This is a genomic window from Serratia sp. M24T3 (assembly GCF_000257645.1).
Lineage (GTDB): Bacteria > Pseudomonadota > Gammaproteobacteria > Enterobacterales > Enterobacteriaceae > Rouxiella.
Map to the genome: position 1 here is coordinate 233,851 of NZ_AJHJ01000004.1, position 20,695 is coordinate 254,545.

Annotated in this window: 18 protein-coding genes; 15 read left to right on the plus strand and 3 right to left on the minus strand. The window is 52.2% G+C overall.

The window, feature by feature from the left end:
- Window positions 1-12: 12 nt before the first annotated feature.
- Window positions 13-2,160, minus strand: coding sequence for an intracellular growth attenuator family protein (locus SPM24T3_RS05620; protein ID WP_009635748.1), 2,148 nt, complete (start codon window positions 2,158-2,160; stop codon window positions 13-15).
- Between the two features lie 459 nt (window positions 2,161-2,619).
- Here SPM24T3_RS05620 and nudE point away from each other — a divergent pair, with 459 nt between their 5' ends.
- A complete protein-coding gene (nudE, locus tag SPM24T3_RS05625) occupies window positions 2,620-3,177 on the plus strand; it encodes an ADP compounds hydrolase NudE (protein ID WP_009635749.1) in 558 nt (185 codons plus the stop codon).
- Window positions 3,178-3,276: 99 nt separating this feature from the next.
- Here the strand turns inward: nudE and mrcA are convergent, their stop codons facing one another.
- Entirely contained in the window at window positions 3,277-5,832 is a 2,556-nt protein-coding gene (mrcA, locus tag SPM24T3_RS05630; RefSeq protein ID WP_009635750.1) for a peptidoglycan glycosyltransferase/peptidoglycan DD-transpeptidase MrcA, read from the minus strand.
- A 157-nt stretch (window positions 5,833-5,989) separates the two neighbouring features.
- On the opposite strand from mrcA, the gene pilM reads away from it, so the two are divergent.
- From pilM to trpS, 11 genes are all read left to right on the plus strand, one after another.
- A complete protein-coding gene (pilM, locus tag SPM24T3_RS05635; protein WP_009635751.1) occupies window positions 5,990-6,838 on the plus strand; it encodes a type IV pilus biogenesis protein PilM in 849 nt (282 codons plus the stop codon).
- On the plus strand, window positions 6,838-7,380 hold the full coding sequence (locus SPM24T3_RS05640) for a PilN domain-containing protein (protein WP_009635752.1): 543 nt from the start codon (window positions 6,838-6,840) through the stop codon (window positions 7,378-7,380). Before pilM ends, SPM24T3_RS05640 begins: the two co-directional genes overlap by 1 nt.
- Before the next feature lie 15 nt (window positions 7,381-7,395).
- Window positions 7,396-8,289 carry a hypothetical protein gene (locus SPM24T3_RS05645; protein WP_009635753.1) on the plus strand — a complete coding sequence of 298 codons (894 nt, stop codon included), beginning with the start codon at window positions 7,396-7,398 and terminating at the stop codon, window positions 8,287-8,289.
- Between the two features lie 64 nt (window positions 8,290-8,353).
- The gene (gene hofQ, locus SPM24T3_RS05650) at window positions 8,354-9,703 is read left to right on the plus strand and encodes a DNA uptake porin HofQ (protein WP_237712979.1); all 1,350 of its coding nucleotides are present in this window, start codon (window positions 8,354-8,356) and stop codon (window positions 9,701-9,703) included.
- A 354-nt stretch (window positions 9,704-10,057) separates the two neighbouring features.
- Window positions 10,058-10,579, plus strand: a complete 522-nt coding sequence (gene aroK, locus SPM24T3_RS05655; protein ID WP_009635755.1) for a shikimate kinase AroK — start codon at window positions 10,058-10,060, stop codon at window positions 10,577-10,579.
- Between the two features lie 56 nt (window positions 10,580-10,635).
- The gene (gene aroB / locus SPM24T3_RS05660; protein ID WP_009635756.1) at window positions 10,636-11,724 is read left to right on the plus strand and encodes a 3-dehydroquinate synthase; all 1,089 of its coding nucleotides are present in this window, start codon (window positions 10,636-10,638) and stop codon (window positions 11,722-11,724) included.
- Window positions 11,725-11,750: 26 nt separating this feature from the next.
- Window positions 11,751-12,890, plus strand: coding sequence for an SPOR domain-containing protein (locus SPM24T3_RS05665; protein WP_009635757.1), 1,140 nt, complete (start codon window positions 11,751-11,753; stop codon window positions 12,888-12,890).
- A gap of 79 nt (window positions 12,891-12,969) precedes the next feature.
- Window positions 12,970-13,782 (plus strand): adenine-specific DNA-methyltransferase, encoded by an 813-nt coding sequence (gene dam, locus SPM24T3_RS05670; RefSeq protein WP_009635758.1) that lies wholly within the window; start codon window positions 12,970-12,972, stop codon window positions 13,780-13,782.
- Between the two features lie 56 nt (window positions 13,783-13,838).
- Window positions 13,839-14,528 (plus strand): ribulose-phosphate 3-epimerase, encoded by a 690-nt coding sequence (gene rpe / locus SPM24T3_RS05675; RefSeq protein ID WP_009635759.1) that lies wholly within the window; start codon window positions 13,839-13,841, stop codon window positions 14,526-14,528.
- Window positions 14,521-15,219: a phosphoglycolate phosphatase gene (locus tag SPM24T3_RS05680; protein WP_009635760.1), complete on the plus strand. Its 699-nt coding sequence runs from the start codon at window positions 14,521-14,523 to the stop codon at window positions 15,217-15,219. The genes rpe and SPM24T3_RS05680 overlap by 8 nt, the downstream gene beginning before the upstream one ends.
- Before the next feature lie 3 nt (window positions 15,220-15,222).
- Window positions 15,223-16,227 (plus strand): tryptophan--tRNA ligase, encoded by a 1,005-nt coding sequence (gene trpS, locus SPM24T3_RS05685; protein WP_009635761.1) that lies wholly within the window; start codon window positions 15,223-15,225, stop codon window positions 16,225-16,227.
- Between the two features lie 78 nt (window positions 16,228-16,305).
- On the opposite strand, the gene SPM24T3_RS05690 is transcribed toward trpS, so the two are convergent.
- Entirely contained in the window at window positions 16,306-17,679 is a 1,374-nt protein-coding gene (locus tag SPM24T3_RS05690) for an MFS transporter (protein ID WP_009635762.1), read from the minus strand.
- Window positions 17,680-17,807: 128 nt separating this feature from the next.
- Between SPM24T3_RS05690 and SPM24T3_RS05695 the strand changes: the two genes are divergently transcribed.
- From SPM24T3_RS05695 to ppiA, 3 genes are all read left to right on the plus strand, one after another.
- Window positions 17,808-18,560, plus strand: a complete 753-nt coding sequence (locus SPM24T3_RS05695; protein ID WP_009635763.1) for a helix-turn-helix transcriptional regulator — start codon at window positions 17,808-17,810, stop codon at window positions 18,558-18,560.
- Window positions 18,561-18,680: 120 nt separating this feature from the next.
- On the plus strand, window positions 18,681-19,964 hold the full coding sequence (locus SPM24T3_RS05700; protein WP_009635764.1) for a cytosine deaminase: 1,284 nt from the start codon (window positions 18,681-18,683) through the stop codon (window positions 19,962-19,964).
- A gap of 113 nt (window positions 19,965-20,077) precedes the next feature.
- Window positions 20,078-20,653, plus strand: a complete 576-nt coding sequence (ppiA, locus tag SPM24T3_RS05705; protein ID WP_009635765.1) for a peptidylprolyl isomerase A — start codon at window positions 20,078-20,080, stop codon at window positions 20,651-20,653.
- The last annotated feature ends 42 nt before the right edge of the window (window positions 20,654-20,695 follow it).

Here is a 20,695-nt window from a genome sequence, read left to right on the forward strand (position 1 = left end):
GTTTTGTAGCTATCAGTCTAGCGTACGCGACGGCTGGGTGATGATCGTCGGATTGAAACAGCTATTGTAGTAAGACAGAATTTTTTCCATCCGCAGCTGGTCATTGAATCGGCGTTTGATCAACAGCGTAACGTTTACCAGCAGCGTGGCAATAATCACTATCAGTAGCACTGTCGTACCCAAATAGCGCCACAGCGTGGAGATATCCGGCTCGCTGTGCAGTGATATATGGCGAGTACCGTTGGCATCAATGCTGATATTGGTAATCACGCCCTGCGCGGAGAACGAGGTGTGCAGCAGCATTGCAGAGAGGTTTTGCAGCTGTTTCCATTGGTCCAGAGGATTATAGGCAAATAGTGTCAGCGGCGGACGTTTTTCAGGGACTAGCTGCTTGCCTTCGTCATTACTTATCAAGAATCCTCCCGGCGGCGGGCTATTCAGCGCCTCGGCGGCACGCAGAGTTTCGTTGGAGTAAAACGCCGTAGTTGCCGTATTGACCAGCTCATTAAGCGATTCTGCGCTTACCGGTCGCAGCAGCACGTTCATACCTTTTAACGAGCCAGACTTCGCTCGCTTGACCAGCGTGCCCCAGTTATCGGCATTACCCAGGTTAACCAGCGCGTTCTTCAAACGCACACAGTCTTCACTGTTGCTACATAATGCTTGGGTTTTCAACACGATATCCGAGAAGTCGTCGAGCAGGATCATGCCTGATTTTTCAATGGCGGTGGCCAGCTGCGGGTTAATATTTTGCTCGGTACCGCTACCGTTTGGATGCAGCTGGGTGTGCACCGTCGCCAGCAGATCGTCTGCGGCTTCGATAGTTTCCGACTCCGGCATCGGCAGGGGAGTTGCCTCGTTCCAGTAGACTGCGGAGCAGTCAAACGGCATAAACGGCGTACTTGAACCTGCATTCAGGCGCGGAGGAACGTAGCACATTCCAGAGCCCTGCACTTTTAATGTATCACCAACTCGCAGCGGGGTTTTTTCCAGCGCGGCCACACTGTTGACCTGGGTACTTTGCGCGCCTTGCAGCCAGGCAAAACTGAGCTTTAACGGCAGGCTCAGTGGCACATAGGCCAGCATTAACATCAGCAAAAAAATAGATGCGCAGGTCAGCACCAGATTCTTGCCCCAGCGTTGTAGCGGAAAGTTTTTAACTTCATCGTGCAGGGAAAGGTAACGCCCCTGGCGCACCACCTGACTATTGAGATAGACATCAATGTCAGTTTTCTGGCCCAGCTCGCGGTTGATATACGCCTGCCAGTGTGGCGGATAAATCAGGTCTACGACGCCGAGTGAAATATTACTGATGTCGCCCTGTTTGGACTCTCCGAACAGTCCCCAGCGTTTTGGCATGCCGCGCAGGCAATGGATTTCTTTACGGTTGCGGCCAAGTGTATCTGCGATTATCCGCCAGCCAACCCAGGCTGCCAGCAGAAGAGTCAGCGCCAGCATCCATGGCAGAATGCTTGCCGGACCAATCAGCGTGATAAATACCAGTATCATCACCAGAGATAGCGCGAGAGCTTCAAGGATCCCGCTGGATTGGGTCAGCTGATACTCTTCTTTGGTTTCTTGGCGCACGCTGAGCAGTTCGACATGATCGTTTTCCTCGGGACGAATCGAGGCGTTTTGCGGTGGTGTAGTGATAACGGCAGAGGTAACCGAAGCGCGGTCATAAATATGATCGACCAGTGAGTGTCCATTCAGGGAGATCACTAGTGGGATAGTCTGGGTTTTGATCAGTTCAACGTGGTTTTCCTGCGCGATGTACTGTTCCCAGAACAACGGCAGATGAATCTCAGTGGTTTCAAGGAAATAGCGCCACTTATTGGGGTCATCGCTGGCCAGCCCGTAACGCGTAATCGCTCGGGTGACGGAGTAAACATTTTCGCTTTTGGCCGTCAGCGCCAGCTTGTCTCGTTGCAGTATCAAATTGCTGCGATGAGTCATTGGCGTTTGGCTTAGTGGATCATTCTGGCGGAAATATTTCTCGACGGCATCGCGCTCTTGCTGGGTCAGTTTGCGCTGATTCGGTTTTGAGAAATGCATGCTGGTAGAAGCTAATCGTCGGCGTCGCAGCACCCACCACAGGCCTATGCCCGCGATAATAATCACTGCGCTCATGAACATCAGCGTCTCGACGACTGTACTCATCCTATCCCCGTTCAGACTCAGATACTGTGATCTATCTGGTTGAAAAATGTACAAAAAAATAATGATAAAACAAAAATCATGATTTCAAAGTGCAACCTGATTACAAGCTATTCGAACGTATCTTTTTTTAGTTAAAAGTTTTATTATTGTAATCAATGTACTATACACATGAACCAAGTAGTTCAAGCCACTTTAAATGATAACCTTCCAATACCTCTTATGGGTATCGGCATAATCCTATTTTTTAACGCGCGCGAATTTGTTATTGCCTATTAAGGTTTTAAGACGGTGAGATGTCCGCGGTGTCCTGCGATTAAAGCAGGTATTTGGTAAAGAATCGCGTTCAAAGATTGCGATAGCGGTTAGCATTAACGCATTATAGAGAAATACGTGTTGAGCAGTAAGGCTGGCTGTTGTAAGGCTTGGTCGCAGCAAGAGGATAATATAATTGGGGACGATATGGATAAGCACCTGCAAAAACCAAAGATCCTGAAAGTTGAAACTGTAGCCCGCTCCCGTTTGTTTACTATCGAGTCTGTCGATCTGACGTTTAGCAATGGAGAACAGCGCGTTTACGAACGTATGCGTCCTTCCGCTCGAGAAGCAGTGATGATAGTGCCAGTGATTGGCGACGATATCTTGCTGATTCATGAATACGCAGTGGGCATCGAAAGCTATGAGCTGGGTTTCCCGAAAGGGCTTATCGATCCCGGTGAGACTGTGCTTGAAGCCGCTAATCGTGAGTTGATGGAAGAGGTGGGGTTTGGCGCAAAGCATTTTGACGTGCTGACCAAGCTGACAATGGCGCCATCCTATTTTTCCAGCCGGATGAACATCGTGATCGCCAAGGATCTTTATCCGCAAAGTCTGCAAGGTGATGAACCCGAGCCATTGCCGCAAACACGCTGGCCGATCGCCCGTATGATGGAACTGTTGCAGCAGCCCGATTTCAACGAGGCTAGAAATGTCAGCGCGCTGTTTTTAGCCCACGATTTCCTGACTCGTCAGACGTTTTAAAACAAAGCTAATAACATAGAATTGAAAAAGCCGGGCTGAAATAACTTCAGCCCGGCTTTTTTATGGTTCAACGCGGCGGGAATTCAGCCGTGGTGAAGATTAGAACAACTCTTTCGACTGGCCGTTATCAATGATAGTTGTACCGACGTCATGCACCGCGTGCTCGGTCGGCTGCGTGCCGTCAATGAAGTACTCAGGTCGGCTGTCGCCAGAACCATCGGCCAGCTTGCCGCTGCGCTTGTCGATATTCACCGTAACAATGCCTGGAGGCGGGCTGAGCATCTGCACAGGTACACCATCAAACACGGTCTTCATGTAATCATCCCATGCAGGTTGCGCAGTTTTCGCACCGCCTTCATAGCCCGAGAGCTGGTCTTCAATCTTGCCAGAGTCGGTGGTGCGCCCCAGGTCTCGGCGATGATCGTCAAAACCGATATATACCGAGGTCACAATGCCAGGGCCGTAACCCGAGAACCAGGCATCTTTCGAGCTGTTGGTGGTCCCCGTTTTACCGCCGATATCGTGACGCTTAAGGTCACGGCCGGCACGCCACGCGGTTCCCATCCAACCTGGTTCGCCGAAGATGTTGCTGTTCATTGCGTCGTGGATGAGGAATGACAGCTGGGTGCTGATTACGTGTGGCGCATACTGCTGCTGACTGTCGCTTTGAGCCTGAGCCGGGGTAACCTGCTCAAGTTGCGGCTGTGGTACGGTCGCATTCTTGGCTTCGTCAGAAACGGCGACGTTCTCAACGTTGTCATCCGAAAGCACGGCCGATTTCTGAGAGTTTCCGTAAATTACCGGAATATCACAGGTTTCACAGGCAATGCGCGGTTTTTCTTCAAATACTGTTTTCCCGGTTTGATCAACAATCTTGGCGATAAAGTACGGGTCAACCAGATAACCGCCGTTGGAGAGCGCGGCGTAACCACGCACCATCTGCATTGGCGTAAATGAAGCCGAACCCAGCGCCAGCGATTCTGAATGCACAATGTTTGCCGGTGGGAAGCCGAAACGTTGCAGATAATCTGCCGCGTAATCAACGCCCATCGCGCGCATTGCACGCACCATCACCACATTTTTCGACTGGCCTAGACCCTGACGCAAACGAATTGGACCGTCATAGGTATCTGGTGAGTTCCTTGGACGCCATTCGGTGCCCGCACCGGCATCCCAACGAGTGATCGGCACATCGTTGAGAATGGTTGCCAGAGTCAGACCTTTGTCCATTGCGGCGGTATACAGGAACGGTTTGATGTTAGAACCGACCTGACGAAGCGCCTGCGTGGCACGGTTGAACTTGCTCTGGTTGAAGTCGAAACCACCGACCAGCGCTTCTACCGCACCTGTGACATTGTTCAGAGATACGATTGCCGAGTTGACGTCAGGTACCTGCGCCAGCCACCAGTCGTTGCCGACTTTACGCACCCAGAGCTGCTGACCCGGCTGCACCACGTCGCCGACTGTTTTCGGATTCGGACCTTGGCTGGTATCAGAACGGAACGCGCGCGCCCAGCTCATACCGCTAAACGGCATGCTGATGCTATCGCCGTTGGCCATGGTAGCCGTTGCCTGAGTATCATCAATCTGCGTCACTACTGCCGGGAACAGCGGGCCATAAACTGGCAGCGTTTTCAGCGAATTAACGATTTTCTTTTGATCCCACGCCATTTCGCCGACTTTCCACAGCTGGTTCGACGGGCCGCGATAGCCGTGGCGCATGTCATAGGCCATCACGTTATTACGCAACGCATCCTGTGCAGCCAACTGGGTTTTGCGGGTAATGGTGGTGTAGACCATGTAACCATCGTTGTAGGCGTTATCGCCGTAACGTTTCACCATCTCCTGGCGCACCATCTCGGTGAGATAAGGGGCCGAGAAAGCGATTTCCGGCGCATGGTAGTTGGCTACCAGCGGTTCTGCGCGGGCGGCGTCGTACTGCTGCTGAGTAATGTATTTCTCGTCGAGCATACGAGACAGCACGGTATTACGGCGAGCCAGAGCACGGTCGTGGGAGTAGAGCGGGTTAAAGGTTGACGGCGCCTTGGGCAAACCGGCAATCACTGCCATCTCGCCGAGGGTCAGCTGATCGACATTTTTACCGAAGTAAACCTGTGCCGCAGAGCCTACACCGTAAGCGCGATAACCGAGGTAAATCTTGTTGAGATAAAGCTCGAGGATCTCATCTTTGGTCATCATCTGTTCGATGCGGATGGCCAAAAATGCTTCTTTGATTTTTCGGGTCAGCGTCCGTTCCGGGCTGAGGAAGAAGTTTCTCGCCAACTGTTGGGTGATAGTACTCGCACCCTGCGTGGCGTGGCCTGTAAACAGGGCAACCGAAGCTGCACGGAAAATACCGACCGGGTCGATACCGTGATGCTCATAGAAGCGGCTGTCTTCGGTCGCAATGAACGCATGCACCAGCTCTGGTGGGATCTGGTTCAGTTTGAGCGGAATACGACGCTTTTCACCGTACTGAGCGATTAATTCGCCGTCGGCGCTGAATACCTGCATAGGTGTCTGCAAGCGAACGTCTTTTAACGTCGCGACATCTGGCAGCTGTGGCTCGATATATTTGTAAAGGCCAAATACCGAGGCAGCTCCCAGCACAATGCAACACACTACAAGGATCAATAAATACTTTACGAACTTCACCTGATAATTCCCATTTAATGACATTTGGGCAGTTTATAAACAGCCGCGCGCGCAGTACGGTAGTCGAAGGCAGACTATAAAAGCAAGTCTGCCCCGTAGATATACCCACAAGTATGGAGTCGGGTATGCCCTTAAAACGACAAGGAAGTGCAACATAATGCGACACTTTACATGGCAAGTGGGCCTGGATATTCAAAACGGTTATGCCAGAGCTATCGCCGTTCAAAAACGACGTAGCGGATGGCAGTTGCGCCATTGGTGGCAGCACCCGTTACCGCAAGAGGTTATGCGGCAGGGAATATTACATGAGACTGAACAATTAATCGTCATTTTATCGCGCTGGCGACGCTGTTTGCCCGTAACAATTTCATTACGCATCTGCCTCCCGGCGCAGCGAATTATCCAGCTCCGGCTGCCCACGCCGGATAACCGATTGCAGGAACCGCACCGCGACGCCTTTATTCGCGCCAGCGCGGCTAAACAGCTGCCTCTGGCGATGGAGTCCCTGATGATCGACTATCGAACGGAACCCTGCGACAACCGGCAATTGGTGGTTACCGCGGCGCGTCAGGATGAGGTCGCGCAATGGCAGCACTGTCTGGCGCAGGCGAAACTGTTCCCCGAGGCCATTGACCTGACGCCCTGCGCCATCCAGCAAAGTGCCAGTTCTGCGGGTATTCCGGCCGAATCTTTGCTGCTGCATCGCTTAAATCAACAGTGGTTATGGGTGGCTCCGCACGGTTTGCCGTTTCAGTTTGGTTTGTTGGAAGAAGACGAAGCCCCGTCACTCGACCAGTGGCACAACACGCTCAGCGGCCTTTATAGCGCTAGCAAACTGTGCAGTGGGGAAATCCATTACAGCAGCTTTGAACCCGATACGCCGCCTGCGGGAATGAAAGTCTGGTCGCCATTTAGCGCCTTCACGCAGATGTCACCCCCGCTGCCGTTGGAAACCGGCGCTTTTGTTATTGCGGCCGGTCTTGCGCTGCGCCCGGCTGAACGCTGATGCTGCAGGTTAATCTTCTTCCGTGGCGCGAAACGCATCGCAACAAACGCTTTAGATTTTGGCATTGGTTGTTACTGATCGGTGTAGCTATGGAAATAGTGCTGATCGTGCTGTTCGCCTTGCGCAGTCAGCAACAGCTGCGGCAGAGCGAAAGTCGTCAGGCAGAATTTAACGCCTCGCACAACGCGCTACAGGCCCAGCTTGAAACCGTCAACAAACTCAAGAATGCAGTTCAGCGGGCCGAGCTTCTTGCGTTGCAGAGTCAACAGCGCTTTGAACGCAGCCTGCGGTATACCAAGCTGTTACAGCATTTGTCACAGGTTATTCCTCCGGGCGTGTGGGTGACTCAACTGCATCACAGTGGCGACCAATTCAAACTCGACGGCCAGGGTGAAAGCTACAGCAATATCCTGGCGTTGAGCGAGTCGTTAAAGCGGGAGAGTTTGTTACCTCAGGTTCAATTACGGGAAGTGAAGCAGCTTGCCACCGGTTCGCTGTATTTTTCATTTAACGCGGCGCTGGCCTCTTTGGAAAATGAATAGGAAAGGGAGATCGCCATGCGCAAGGAATACCGCGAATTTATCCTGCATTTATTACTCCGACCCGATTGGCAAATTGCGGCGCTAATCAGTTTTTTACTGCTGTTGATTTTGGCGGGGGGTTACTGGCTCACGCTGTCAATGCTGATTCAATCGGCGGCGGTGATTGAAACGCAGATTACAACCCTTCGAGAAAAGATTCACCAACAGCAGCGCACACTGCTACGCCAGCGTTCGCGTGCAGAGTTGCAGGCTGTGTTGGTTGGCATCGCCCCTTTACCGACGATGATTCCCCCTCTGCCGCAACAGTTGCTTGCACCGCTCAGTACGGCTGGAGGGAAATTGCTGCATTGGCTCCCCCAAAGGCCTGCGCCTGTTGCGGATGGTCAGGACAACGGTTTGCAGCAGCAAGGTTCATTCAAGCTGCAATTGCCCTTTAACGGGCTGGTAAAGCTGCTTGATGGTCTGATGACGCAATCAACAGCGCCGTTGGCGATAGAGCAGCTTTTGCTGACCCGGCCCGATCCCGACAACGCTATTCTCGACGTGACGCTGCAGCTGGCGTCCTATCACGGCAGAATCACCGCCGAGCAAATAAAGCAGGCTCGGCAACAGTTTGCCATGCCTCTGTTCAGGGATCCTTTTTTGACCGAGTCCGCTGCAGTCGAAGAGTGCGATATCAATAATGAACGGCAAGGGCTGCCGGAACTCAGAGGCGTGATTGGCGATGCTCGAGGCTTTACCGGTTGGCTGCGTTTGACGAGCGGAGAGTGGTTGCGGGCCAGAACCGGAGACACGCTGGCCGACGGGCTTGGTTATGTCGATGAAGTGAGTAAACAACAGGTTCGGGTCAGTTTTGGCCGTCCGCGCTGCGGTGTAAAGCAGCAAACTTTCACTCTGGCAGGACCCTGAGCCTGCAAAAAATGTCACGGAGGACATGATGCCCCCCTTTTTAATTAAAATATTCGCTAAAATAATGCGTTTTTTTGCCGCGGCTTTTCATTCTGCATTTTTTTTACTGCGGATAATGTGTGCCGCCGTGCTGGTGCTGGAGTTTACCTTTTCCGCTCATGCTGCGGGCAAGACGACTCCAGCAGCCAAAACTTCTGCGGCAGTAAAAAACGAAAAAACGACTGTGGCACCGATCAGCCTGGAATTTTTTGAGGCCCCTATCGGATTGATTTTACGCGCATTGGCCGACCATCAGCAGCTAAATCTGGTTATCGGGCAAGGCGTGGAAGGTAATTTGACGCTGCGTCTCAATACGCTGCCATGGCAACAGGCGATGGACATCGTCATGCGCATGGGCAGGCTGACCAGCCAGAAGCAGGGCAACGTGCTGATGGTTTTTCCCGAAACCGAACTGGCTCGACAGCGTCAGCAAAAAACCGAACAGGCAGAACGGCAAAAGCTGGCGCGTCCATTAATCAGCAGTACGCTGGCGTTGAAACATGCAGACGCAACGGCAGTCGCGACTCAGCTCAGCGCGCAGAAGGGCACATTACTTTCATTGAGAGCATTGGTGAGCGCCGATTCGCGCACCAATCAGCTGTTGATCCGCGATACTCAACCCGAGTTGGACAATGCAAAAGTGTGGGTCAGTGCCCTGGATTTTCCTATTCAACAAGTACAGCTGGCCGCGCACATCGTCACCATGAATCAAGATAATTTACGTGAGCTGGGTGTGAAGTGGGGGCTGAATAGGCCAGAGATTGCCAGCAAAAGGGCGTCAATCGGCGACGTAAATATTGGCGCTGCGGTTGAAAACCCGATGATTACTGCTGGTTTCACGCTGGCGCGCATCGGAGAACGTCTTTTGAGCCTGGAATTATCGGCGCTGGAACAGAAAGACCGAGTACATATTATCGCCAGCCCGCGTCTGATGACCGCCAACATGCAAACCGCCAGCATCAAGCAGGGCACCGAAATCCCCTATCAGGTGTCAAGCGGTGCCAGTGGAGCAACCTCTATTGAATTCAAAGAAGCGGTGTTGGGTATGGAAGTTACGCCGAGAATTCTGCCTAACGGAGCAATTACGCTGGCGCTGCAAATCAGCCAAAATATGCCAGGACGGAAAATAAAGCAGGCTGAGGGGGAGGCGCTGTCGATAGACAAGCAGGAAATTAAGACCCAGGTTACCGTTAAGGACGGCGAAACTTTAGTTTTGGGCGGAATATTTCAGCAACAGGATATAAACACGGTGAATAAAGTCCCCGGCTTAGGCGGTCTTCCGCTGGTTGGAGGGCTGTTCAAACAACAGTCAGCACATGACCAACGTCGCGAATTAGTTATTTTTATCACCCCAACGTTAATCAACAGCCAATAGCATCCAATAGTTTAGGTATACTGTTGACTGAAATCGCACAATTTCGTTGAGCTTATGCAACTTTTTGTGCCGGGAAAGGCTTCTGAGTTTGACGCTGCGGCTGATTTAGCTTACAAGGGTTACCGAATTGAGCACCGAGATTTTTATTTAATGCCAACGCGCTGTTAAAAACGTATGGTTTCCCTCCTGCGGCGCGCTATGTAATTTATTCGGTTGCCAAACTACCAGGAGTGTTGAGATAATTTTCATCTGATCTCGCACTATCGCTCATGAGGTTTCAGTTTAGGTCCCGTCGCTGATTTGATTGGCGGGGCGGGTTATCATCAACGAATTGTCTTAGTAATACCGAAAAACATGGCAGAGAAACGCAATATCTTTCTGGTTGGGCCTATGGGTGCCGGCAAAAGCACTATTGGTCGACAGTTAGCTCAACAACTCAATATGGAGTTTTTTGACTCCGATCACGAAATTGAGCGACGTACCGGAGCTGATGTGGGCTGGGTATTTGATTTGGAAGGTGAGGATGGATTCCGCGATCGCGAAGAGAAAGTGATCAATGAGCTCACCGAAAAACAAGGCATCGTTCTGGCAACTGGTGGAGGTTCCGTTAAGTCTCGCGAAACCCGTAATCGCTTGTCAGCCCGCGGCGTCGTCGTTTATTTAGAAACTACAATTGAAAAACAGCTGGCACGTACACAACGTGACAAGAAACGTCCTTTACTGCAGGTAAGTTCACCGCCACGTGAAGTGCTTGAAGCACTGGCGGCGGAGCGCAACCCGCTGTATGAAGAGATCGCGGATGTGACAATCCGTACTGACGACCAAAGCGCCAAAGTTGTTGCCAATCAAATTATTAACATGATTGAAAGCAACTAGTTATGGCATTCCACCACTGCCTGAGGGTGTAAGTTAAGAAGGTCATAGAGCACGACATGGAGAGGATTACTGTAACGTTGGGGGAGCGTAGTTATCCCATTACGATTGCCGCCGGATTGTTTAACGATCCGGCTTCTTTTATGCCTGTAAAGGCGGGTGATCAAGTCATGCTGGTAACAAACCAGACATTGGCACCTCTCTATCTGGACAAAGTACGTTCAGTGCTCGAGCAAGCAGGCGTTCGTGTTGATCAGGTGATCCTGCCTGATGGCGAACAGTACAAATCCCTGTCTGTTCTCAATGAGGTATTTTCTGCTTTACTGGAAAAGCCTCACGGTCGTGATACCACCCTCGTGGCACTTGGTGGCGGCGTAATCGGTGATTTAACCGGTTTCGCTGCGGCCAGTTATCAACGTGGTGTGCGCTTTATTCAGGTGCCTACCACGCTGCTTTCTCAGGTCGATTCTTCCGTTGGTGGCAAAACTGCCGTCAACCATCCGCTGGGCAAAAACATGATTGGGGCGTTTTATCAACCAGCCTCCGTTGTGGTCGATTTAGACTGCCTGCGCTCTCTGCCAGCCCGTGAGCTTTCGTCCGGTCTGGCCGAGGTTATCAAATACGGCATCATTCTTGATGCTGACTTCTTTGTCTGGCTCGAAAACAACATCGATGCACTGCTAACGCTGGATTTCACCGCGCTGGCCTACTGTATTCGTCGATGCTGCGAGCTGAAAGCCGAAGTGGTTGCTGCCGATGAACACGAGCACGGCATGCGTGCCTTGCTCAATCTGGGCCACACTTACGGCCACGCGATTGAAGCGGCCATGGGCTACGGCGTCTGGTTGCATGGCGAAGCTGTGGCAGCGGGCATTATCATGGCCTGCTACACCGCACATCGCCTGGGGCAGTTTAGCCTTGAAGATATCGCACGCGTCAAATCTCTACTGGCACGAGCAGGTTTGCCTGTCAGCGGGCCTGAAGAGATGACTGCCGAATCTTATCTGCCGCACATGATGCGCGATAAAAAAGTGTTAGCAGGTGAACTGCGACTGGTTCTGCCTACGGCTATCGGGAAATCGGAAGTTCGTAAAGGTGTACCTCATGACATGGTTCTGGCGTCGATCGAAGACAGCCGTGTACCTTGACATTCAGACGGGTTGGAGGATTTTAGATGGACGATTTAACACCGGAAGACGATCTTAAGCCAGATACCAGCGACCGCCGCCCACAGCGCTCGCGCAAACCGTCTTCACAGGCACCCAAGCTTGCGGTCTCCCGTCAGTATTTAATGATTGGTATCGGCATTATCGTGCTGTTGCTGGTCATTTTAGGCATCGGTTCTGCGCTGAAATCCCCTAGCCAAAATGGCGCTGCGGCTCCATCTAACGGACCTAAAGATATTAACCTGTCTGGCAATAGCGGTGATGCGACTCCTGCAGCGGGCACGCCTGTTACTACACCAAACGCTCAGACTCCGGCCGCCACTGCGCCGTCTGATGCCAATGCAGGTAATGCAGCTACCAACAGTGCAGCAGCAAACAATACTGCCATAAACAACAGTGCTGCAAATGACGCCGCCAATGGTGCATCGCAACCGAAAAGCATTGGTCTGCCTCCTGTTTCCTCTACGCCAACTGACGCACAGCCGCAGGCTGATAATGGTCAGAAAGAGCGTGTTGACCTGCCGGGCGACATGAATGATGCGCTTTCCCAGCAGCAAGGGCAGGTTAATGCCGCCGCTCAGGATGGCATCAATGCCGCAGGCGCGCAGTCTTTGACCTCGTTGCCAACCGGTCCGGCTACCCTTAACGGCAGCCTGAAAGGTCGTTCAACGGTCACTATACCGCCGCATCAGGCCCGTCGTGCGCCAGAAAAAACCACTGCAGTCGAACATCGTAGCGAGCGTCGCGCCGAGCATGCAACGCCAGCTGCCCGTGCTGCCGAACCGGTTCGTAAGCCGGAATCCAGAAAACCAGAGGCTGCTCACCAGGCCGCTGCACCTGCGCATTCTGCCGTTGAGTCAGGCAGCGTTGCCGCCCTCAAGTCTGCTCCGGGTAGCCATTTTACCCTGCAGCTTAGTGGTGCTTCGCAGTCGAACTCTTTGAACGCCTTTGCTCGCCAGCAGGGACTTAAAAACTACACCGTCTACCAAACAGAACGCGATGGTAAACCGTGGTTCGTTCTGGTCAGCGGCAATTATGCGTCATCTGCCGATGCGAAGCGCGCGATAGCCAGTTTGCCTGCCGATGTTCAAGCGAAAAAACCGTGGGTCAAGCCTGTACACCAGGTACAGCAAGACCTTAAAAAATGAATTTGATCTGTACGCGATGTGCTGTCTAAAACAGGGTACAATCCGCGGCTGTGAATTGTATAAGTAGCTAACTGACGGCATGAAGAAGAACCGCGCTTTTTTAAAATGGGCTGGTGGCAAATATCCGCTGGTTGATGACATCAAACGTTATCTGCCAGCGGGAGATTGTTTGATTGAGCCTTTTGTCGGTGCGGGTTCGGTGTTTCTGAACACCGATTATGACGCCTATATTTTGGCCGATATCAACAGTGATTTGATCAACCTATACAACATCGTGAAAACGCGTCATGAGGAATTTATCCGTGACGCTCGCGAGCTTTTTACTCCAGAATTCAACCAGTCAGAGCTTTATTACCAGTTGAGAGGCGAATTTAACGCCTGTAACGACGTGTATCGCCGCTCTCTGCTCTTTTTGTATCTGAACCGCCATTGCTACAACGGTCTTTGCCGCTATAACCTTAGTGGATCTTTCAACGTGCCTTTTGGCCGTTACAAGAAACCTTATTTTCCTGAGGATGAGCTGCGCTGGTTCTCTGAAAAAGCACAGAATGCACAGTTTGTATGTGAGCATTACCAGCAAACTCTGTTGAAGGCGCAAAAAGGATCGGTTGTGTATTGCGATCCGCCGTACGTGCCGCTTTCGGCCACGGCGAACTTTACGGCTTACCATACCAACAGTTTTAACCTGAATGACCAGCAAAATCTGGCCAATCTGGCAAAACAGCTTTTATCTGAGCGTCAGGTGCCGGTACTTATCTCTAACCATGATACCGAGTTGACTCGTGACTGGTATTCCTCTGCCACCTTGCATGAGGTTACGGCAAGACGGACTATCAGCAGCAATATATTGCAGCGCAGCAAGGTGATTGAGCTGTTGGCGTTATTTAGCTAAAGCCACCTATGCTGACAGGTATTGGCCTGACTAAACGTAGAGAGTAGGAGAAACGGATGAAAAATTTTTTGATTGCTCCGTCCATTCTGGCGGCTGACTTTGCTCGTCTGGGTGAAGATACCGTTAAAGCATTGGAAGCGGGCGGCGACGTCGTGCATTTCGATGTCATGGATAATCACTATGTGCCGAATCTGACTATCGGGCCAACCGTGCTCCAGTCTTTGCATAAGTATCTGCAAGATAAAGGGATCAACAAGCCTATCGATGTTCACCTGATGGTGAAGCCGGTTGATAGCCTGATCCCACAGTTTGCAGAGGCCGGCGCGACCTATATTACCTTCCATCCGGAAGCCTCTCTGCACGTTGACCGCACGCTGCAACTGATTAAAGAACACGGCTGCAAGGCGGGTCTGGTGTTTACGCCCGCAACGCCGTTGAGCTATCTCGATTACGTGATGGACAAGCTCGACGTGATCCTGCTGATGTCGGTTAACCCTGGTTTTGGTGGTCAATCGTTTATTCCAGGAACCCTCGACAAGCTGCGTCAGGTGCGTCAGCGCATTGACGCCAGTGGTTATGATATTCGTCTTGAGATCGACGGCGGCGTTAAAGTCGATAATATCGCTGAAATCGCTGCCGCAGGTGCCGACATGTTCGTCGCCGGTTCGGCTATTTTCGGCCAGCCTGACTACCGTGCGGTGATCGACAAGATGCGCAGCGAGCTGGCTAAGGTTTCTCATGACTGACACGCTTTCTCCGCTAGGTGTCGCCTTTGACCTTGACGGGACACTGGTAGACAGCGCGCCGGGTCTGGCCGAGGCGGTAGATAAAGCGCTGGTCGACGCAGGATTATCCGCAGCGGGCGTTGAGCGAGTCAGCACCTGGATTGGCAACGGCGCTGATGTTATGGTCGAGCGCGCAGTGCGCTGGGCGGAGGGTGACCTTAGCTCTGAGTTCTGCCAAAAAGTGCGCGATAAGTTTGATCATTATTACGCACAAACTGCCGCTTCGGGCAGCACGCTTTATCCTCAAGTTAAAGAAACCCTGCATGCTTTGGCTGCGGCGGGCATTCCGTTAGGGCTGATTACCAACAAGCCGACGCCGTTCGTTGCACCTTTGCTGGTTTCTTTGGGCATTGATGAGCTATTTTCCCAGGTATTGGGAGGTGACGACGTCGTGCAGAAAAAACCGCACCCCGCGCCTCTGTACCTGATGCTGGCCAATCTAGGCCTGCGAGCCAGCGAGCTGGTGTTTGTTGGCGATTCCCGCAACGATATTCAAGCGGCGCAGGCTGCTGGTTGTCAGAGCGTTGGAATGACCTACGGTTATAATTACGGCGAAGCCATTGCGCTGAGTAAACCCAGTCGGGTTCTTGAACGCTTTGCCGACCTTTTGCCCCTCTTCGGGCTATCCCCTTTAAAGGATCAGGAAGCATAAAAAATGAGTAAACCCATCGTCTTTAGTGGCGCACAACCCTCTGGTGAATTGAGCATTGGTAACTACATGGGTGCTCTGCGTCAATGGGTTAAAATGCAAGATGACTATGACTGCATTTATTGCATCGTTGACCTGCACGCAATCACTGCACGTCAGGATCCTGCTCAATTACGCAAAGCGACTCTGGATACGCTGGCGCTGTACCTGGCCTGTGGTATTGATCCGAAGAAGAGCACCATTTTCGTTCAGTCTCACGTTGCCGAGCATTCTCAGCTGGGCTGGGCGCTGAACTGCTACACCTATTTTGGCGAGCTGAGCCGCATGACCCAGTTTAAAGACAAGTCGGCGCGCTATTCTGAAAACATCAACGCCGGTCTGTTTGACTACCCGGTGCTGATGGCGGCAGACATTTTGCTATATCAGACCAACCAGGTCCCGGTCGGTGAAGATCAGAAGCAACATCTTGAGCTGAGCCGCGATATTGCCGGTCGTTTCAACGCGCTGTATGGTGATGTTTTTGCCGTGCCAGAGCCGTTTATTCCGAAGTCTGGTGCTCGCGTGATGTCTTTGCAGGACCCGACCAAGAAAATGTCCAAGTCCGACGACAACCGCAATAACGTGATTGGCCTGCTGGAAGACACCAAGTCGGTGACCAAAAAGATTAAGCGTGCGATGACTGACTCGGAAGATCCACCGGTCATCCGTTACGATCAGGCGGCGAAACCGGGTGTGTCTAACCTGCTGGATATCCTGTCAGGCGTGAATGGTAAGAGCATTGCCGAGCTGGAAGCCGAGTTTGAAGGTCAAATGTACGGCCACCTGAAAGGCGCAGTAGCCGAAGCCGTTTCAGAAATGCTCACTGGTTTGCAAGAGCGTTATCACCAGTATCGTTCTGATGAAGTTTTCTTGCAGCAGGTGATGCGCGAAGGTGCAGAAAAAGCCCGCGCTCGTGCACAGGTCACGCTGAAGAAGGTTTATGAAGCTATCGGCTTCGTTGCTGCTCCATAAATCCTTCGTTCTTGACGCCTGGCTGCAACGCCAATGACTTGGATTTGTTCTGAGTAATAAATATTAAAACCACGCTTTTTACGGCGTGGTTTTTTTATGCGCTGAATTCCTGCTGAGTGTGGTTGCCCACAGCGCGCCGCCGAGCAGCGAGAGAGCAATGGCGATGCAGACGGCGAGATGAATGCCGGTAGCGAGCGGTTTTACGGCGCCGAGCAAGCCGCCAAAAATTGCGACTCCCAGCGCCGAGCCGGTCTGTCGGCTTGCGTTGAGCACGCCGGCGGCGATCCCGGCCTGATCTCTCGTAATCGAATTCATAACCACCGAAGTGGCGACTGGCGTAATGATTCCAGCGGCAAGTCCTAGCGCAGGAAAACACAGCGCAATCCGCCAGTAGGCAGGGTTTTCCCCAAGTACCAGTAGTCCGGCAAAACCCGCGGCGTAAAGTCCACAGCAGCCGGTGATCAGCCAAAAAGCACCGAATTGTCGGTTAAGTTTTCCTGCACTAAAACTCCCGAGTGTGACCAGCATAGTCAAGGGAAGGAAAGCCAGTCCGGTATCGAGCGATGACCAGTCGCGCACGGTTTGCAAATAAAGGCTCAGCAGGAAAAACAGGCCATAAAATACCAATCCGGAGATCAGCGAGACGGCAACCGCAGCGGAAAATTCCGGCTGACGGAACAACGTCATCGGCAGCATGGGCTGCTCGATGGAACGTTCGATGAAAATGAATAAACACCAGGCAAGTGCTGCCACAACCATACACGCGACAATCCACGGGTCCTGCCATCCCCGACTTACCCCTTCAATCAGCACGGCGATGGACGATCCCAGCGCGATAATGGCCAGCAGCTGCCCAGGCACGTCTATTGGCCTCTTTTGGACGGGATTTTTTATCACCGAGATGCGCATAGTTATGAGCACGCCGAGCAGAGCAATGGGGATATTGAGCAGAAAAATGCTGCGCCAGCCTAACAACTGGATGAGTATGCCGCCGAGTAAGGGGCCAGCAGCCATGGCGATCCCGCCGCAACCGGCCCAGATGCCAATTGCTTTGATGCGCTGTTGCGCAGCCAAAAATTCGCCATTAATCAACGATAAAGAAGCAGGCACCAGCAATGCCGCGCCCGCGCCCTGCAAAATACGTGAAACCACGAGAGCAGAGAGTGATGTTGATAAACCGCATCCCGCCGAGGCGACGGCAAATAGCAGCAAACCGCTGAGATAAACTTTTTTGGCACCCAGTTTGTCACCTAATGCGCCGCCGCTGAGCAGCAGGCTGGCGAAAGTAACGGTATAGGCGCTGACTACCCACTGCAGGCCGGTGATGGTCGAGTGTAGAGTTGCTGCCAACGGCGCGAGGGCGACATTAACAATTGAAGTATCCAGGATAACGATGATGTAGCTAATACTGGTTGCTGCCAATAACCATTTCTGAGCAGGGGTGGTGTTCATGGGCAATATTACGAGTCCATAGGGGGGATAAATTGACTATACCCTGCATGCACTTAATAATGATTCGAGCCGAATCGAAGTGTCATCTACTTTGATAAATATATAACTCCCTTTCACTGGCGTGCCAAATGAACCAATTTCATATTTCGGTCGTGGCCCATCTTATCGCCGAACCCGTGCGTTCAGTGATGCTGATCGCCTTGTCCGGTGGGGAAGCCCTTTCCGCCAGCGCGTTGGCTGAGGCGGCGGGAATTACCGCACAAACCGCCAGTTTTCATCTCGGAAAGCTGCGCGATGGCGGGTTAATAAACGTGGAGTCGGTGGGGCGCTATCGCTATTACCAACTGGCGGGCCCGCATATTTCCCAGCTTCTTGAGAGTCTGGCCTCGGTCGGGCCGGTGACTTCGCCTTGGCTAACTACGCCCAATCGCTCTGCCAAAGATTTGCGTTTTGCGCGTTGCTGTTACGACCATCTTGCCGGGCAAATAGGCGTAGCGGTGACCCAGGGCATGCTGAGACGCGGTCTTATCGTCGCAGAAGAAGGGCTACATTTTTCTCTGACCAGCGCCGGTAGGTACTGGCTTGAGCAGCAGGGCGTGGAGATTCGTGCGGATCACGGCGAAAATATTCGCCAGTGCCTTGACTGGACCGAACGGCAATATCACCTTGCCGGAAGTTTGGGTGCCGTGCTGTTAGAGGCTTTTTTAGCATGGAATTGGCTAAGCCGATCGGCCGAGTCGCGAGCTTTAAAAGTCACCGCGCTTGGCTGGAGCTCTCTGGAGCAGCATTTCGGTATTGGCTGTCAGCAAGGAGTCATTTGCGTGAGTGAATGCCTACCCGCCTCCAGCTGCGAGAATGAAAATCACGGTCAGAGAAATTAACACCTGTCGTGCGGCTGATGCGAATGTCATAAATTTGCGTTAAATTTCTACCCGTTGGCGAGTATCAGGCTGTATTGTTTATGTAATCATCGAAAAACTGACACTGACAGAGAGGTAAAGGTGACGCAATCCAGCCTGCGAGCGATTAAGAATGTACGCATGCCGTTTACTCAGGGCCTGTGGCAGATCGATATTGAAGATGGAAAAATTACCCAGATAACGCCTCAAATGCAGGGCGATAACCAAGGCGATGACGTTCTCGATGCGCAGGGTGGGCTGGCTCTGCCGCCGTTTATCGAGCCGCACATTCATCTTGATACCACTCAGACCGCCGGTGAGCCATCGTGGAACATCTCGGGCACTCTGTTTGAGGGGATTGAACGCTGGGCTGAACGCAAAGCCTTGCTGACTCATGAAGACGTCAAACAACGCGCCTGGATCACCCTGAAATGGCAAATCGCCAACGGTATTCAGCACGTTCGCACCCATGTAGACGTCTCCGATCCGACCCTGACTGCACTGAAGGCAATGCTTGAGGTCAAGAAAGAAGTCGCTCCCTGGGTTGATTTACAGATTGTTGCCTTTCCGCAGGAAGGGATCATGTCTTATCCCAACGGCGAAGCTTTGCTGGAAGAGGCGCTGAAACTTGGCGCAGATGTAGTCGGTGCTATCCCGCATTTTGAGTTTACCCGCGAATACGGCGTCGAGTCTCTGCATAAAACCTTCGCGCTGGCGCAGAAATATAACCGCATGGTTGACGTACACTGTGACGAGATTGACGACGAGCAGTCGCGATTTGTGGAAACTGTTGCCGCGCTGGCGCATCGTGAAAATATGGGCGCGCGCGTGACCGCCAGCCATACGACTGCGATGCATTCATACAATGGCGCTTATACGTCCAGGCTGTTCCGTCTTCTGAAGCTCTCCGGTATCAACTTTGTCGCCAACCCGTTGGTTAATATCCATTTGCAGGGGCGCTTTGATACCTATCCCAAGCGTCGCGGCATTACGCGGGTCAAAGAAATGCTAGAGGCGGGGATTAACGTCTGCTTTGGCCACGATGACGTGTTTGACCCGTGGTATCCGATGGGCACCGCCAACATGTTGCAGGTTTTGCAAATGGGGCTGCACGTATGCCAGCTGATGGGCTACGAGCAGATCAACGACGGCCTTAATCTGATCACTCATTACAGCGCCAAGACTATGAATTTGCCGGAATATGGCATCGAAAACGGCCATGTTGCCAATCTGATTATTTTACCAGCCGAAAACGGCTTTGATGCCGTTCGACGCCAGGTGCCAGTGCGCTATTCTATTCGTCATGGCAAAGTGATCGCCGAGACGCGCCCTGCTGAAACAATGATTCATCTCGAGAAGAGTGAATTAATCGATTTTACACGCTGATTCAAAGGCTTGTGCTCGCATTGCGTAAATAACGGTAAAGGTCTGGCGCGATGGTGAGAGGGTCTTTAGAATCAATGCGTTTTGTTGCTTGCCTAATGGAGAAAGGAACCGTCATGTTTAAACGTACTTTAGTGACCTTCACTGCTTTGCTTTCCCTCACTGCGATGGCCCCTGCGGCGTTTGCAGCCAAGTCTGCGGATACCCACGTCATGTTGACCACCTCGGCGGGGAACATTGAGCTGGAACTCGATAACGCGAAGGCACCGGTTTCCGTTACTAATTTTGTCGATTACGTGAATAGTGGTTATTACAACAACACCATCTTCCATCGCGTGATCCCGGGCTTTATGGTTCAGGGCGGGGGTTTTACCGCCAAGATGCAGCAGAAGAGCACCAATCCGCCGATCAAAAACGAGGCGGACAATGGCCTGCGTAACCTGCGCGGTACTATTTCTATGGCGCGCACTTCCGATCCAAACAGTGCCACTAGCCAGTTCTTCCTGAATGTCGCGGATAACGCCTTCCTCGACCATGGTCAAACTGATTTTGGCTATGCAGTATTTGGCAAGGTTATCAAAGGGATGGATGTTGTAGACAAGATTTCCTCAGTGAAAACCGACAACGTTGGGCCTTATCAGAATGTCCCGGTAACACCAATTGTCATTCTTTCTGCTAAAGTTTTGCCATAACCTTTCTTAAAGCTTAAGCCAAGGCTGCCTGCGCGCTTTTAC

Excerpts from the sequence above, each read along its gene's own strand:
- dam (WP_009635758.1), top strand. The coding sequence starts at position 12,970 with ATGAAGAAGAACCGCGCTTTTTTAAAATGGGCTGGTGGCAAATATCCG.
- SPM24T3_RS05690 (WP_009635762.1), bottom strand. The coding sequence starts at position 17,679 with ATGAACACCACCCCTGCTCAGAAATGGTTATTGGCAGCAACCAGTATT.
- SPM24T3_RS05620 (WP_009635748.1), bottom strand. The coding sequence starts at position 2,160 with ATGAGTACAGTCGTCGAGACGCTGATGTTCATGAGCGCAGTGATTATT.
- ppiA (WP_009635765.1), top strand. The coding sequence starts at position 20,078 with ATGTTTAAACGTACTTTAGTGACCTTCACTGCTTTGCTTTCCCTCACT.
- SPM24T3_RS05695 (WP_009635763.1), top strand. The coding sequence starts at position 17,808 with ATGAACCAATTTCATATTTCGGTCGTGGCCCATCTTATCGCCGAACCC.
- pilM (WP_009635751.1), top strand. The coding sequence starts at position 5,990 with ATGCGACACTTTACATGGCAAGTGGGCCTGGATATTCAAAACGGTTAT.
- SPM24T3_RS05680 (WP_009635760.1), top strand. The coding sequence starts at position 14,521 with ATGACTGACACGCTTTCTCCGCTAGGTGTCGCCTTTGACCTTGACGGG.
- SPM24T3_RS05645 (WP_009635753.1), top strand. The coding sequence starts at position 7,396 with ATGCGCAAGGAATACCGCGAATTTATCCTGCATTTATTACTCCGACCC.
- hofQ (WP_237712979.1), top strand. The coding sequence starts at position 8,354 with ATGCGTTTTTTTGCCGCGGCTTTTCATTCTGCATTTTTTTTACTGCGG.
- aroB (WP_009635756.1), top strand. The coding sequence starts at position 10,636 with ATGGAGAGGATTACTGTAACGTTGGGGGAGCGTAGTTATCCCATTACG.
- SPM24T3_RS05665 (WP_009635757.1), top strand. The coding sequence starts at position 11,751 with ATGGACGATTTAACACCGGAAGACGATCTTAAGCCAGATACCAGCGAC.
- rpe (WP_009635759.1), top strand. The coding sequence starts at position 13,839 with ATGAAAAATTTTTTGATTGCTCCGTCCATTCTGGCGGCTGACTTTGCT.
- trpS (WP_009635761.1), top strand. The coding sequence starts at position 15,223 with ATGAGTAAACCCATCGTCTTTAGTGGCGCACAACCCTCTGGTGAATTG.
- aroK (WP_009635755.1), top strand. The coding sequence starts at position 10,058 with ATGGCAGAGAAACGCAATATCTTTCTGGTTGGGCCTATGGGTGCCGGC.
- nudE (WP_009635749.1), top strand. The coding sequence starts at position 2,620 with ATGGATAAGCACCTGCAAAAACCAAAGATCCTGAAAGTTGAAACTGTA.
- SPM24T3_RS05640 (WP_009635752.1), top strand. The coding sequence starts at position 6,838 with ATGCTGCAGGTTAATCTTCTTCCGTGGCGCGAAACGCATCGCAACAAA.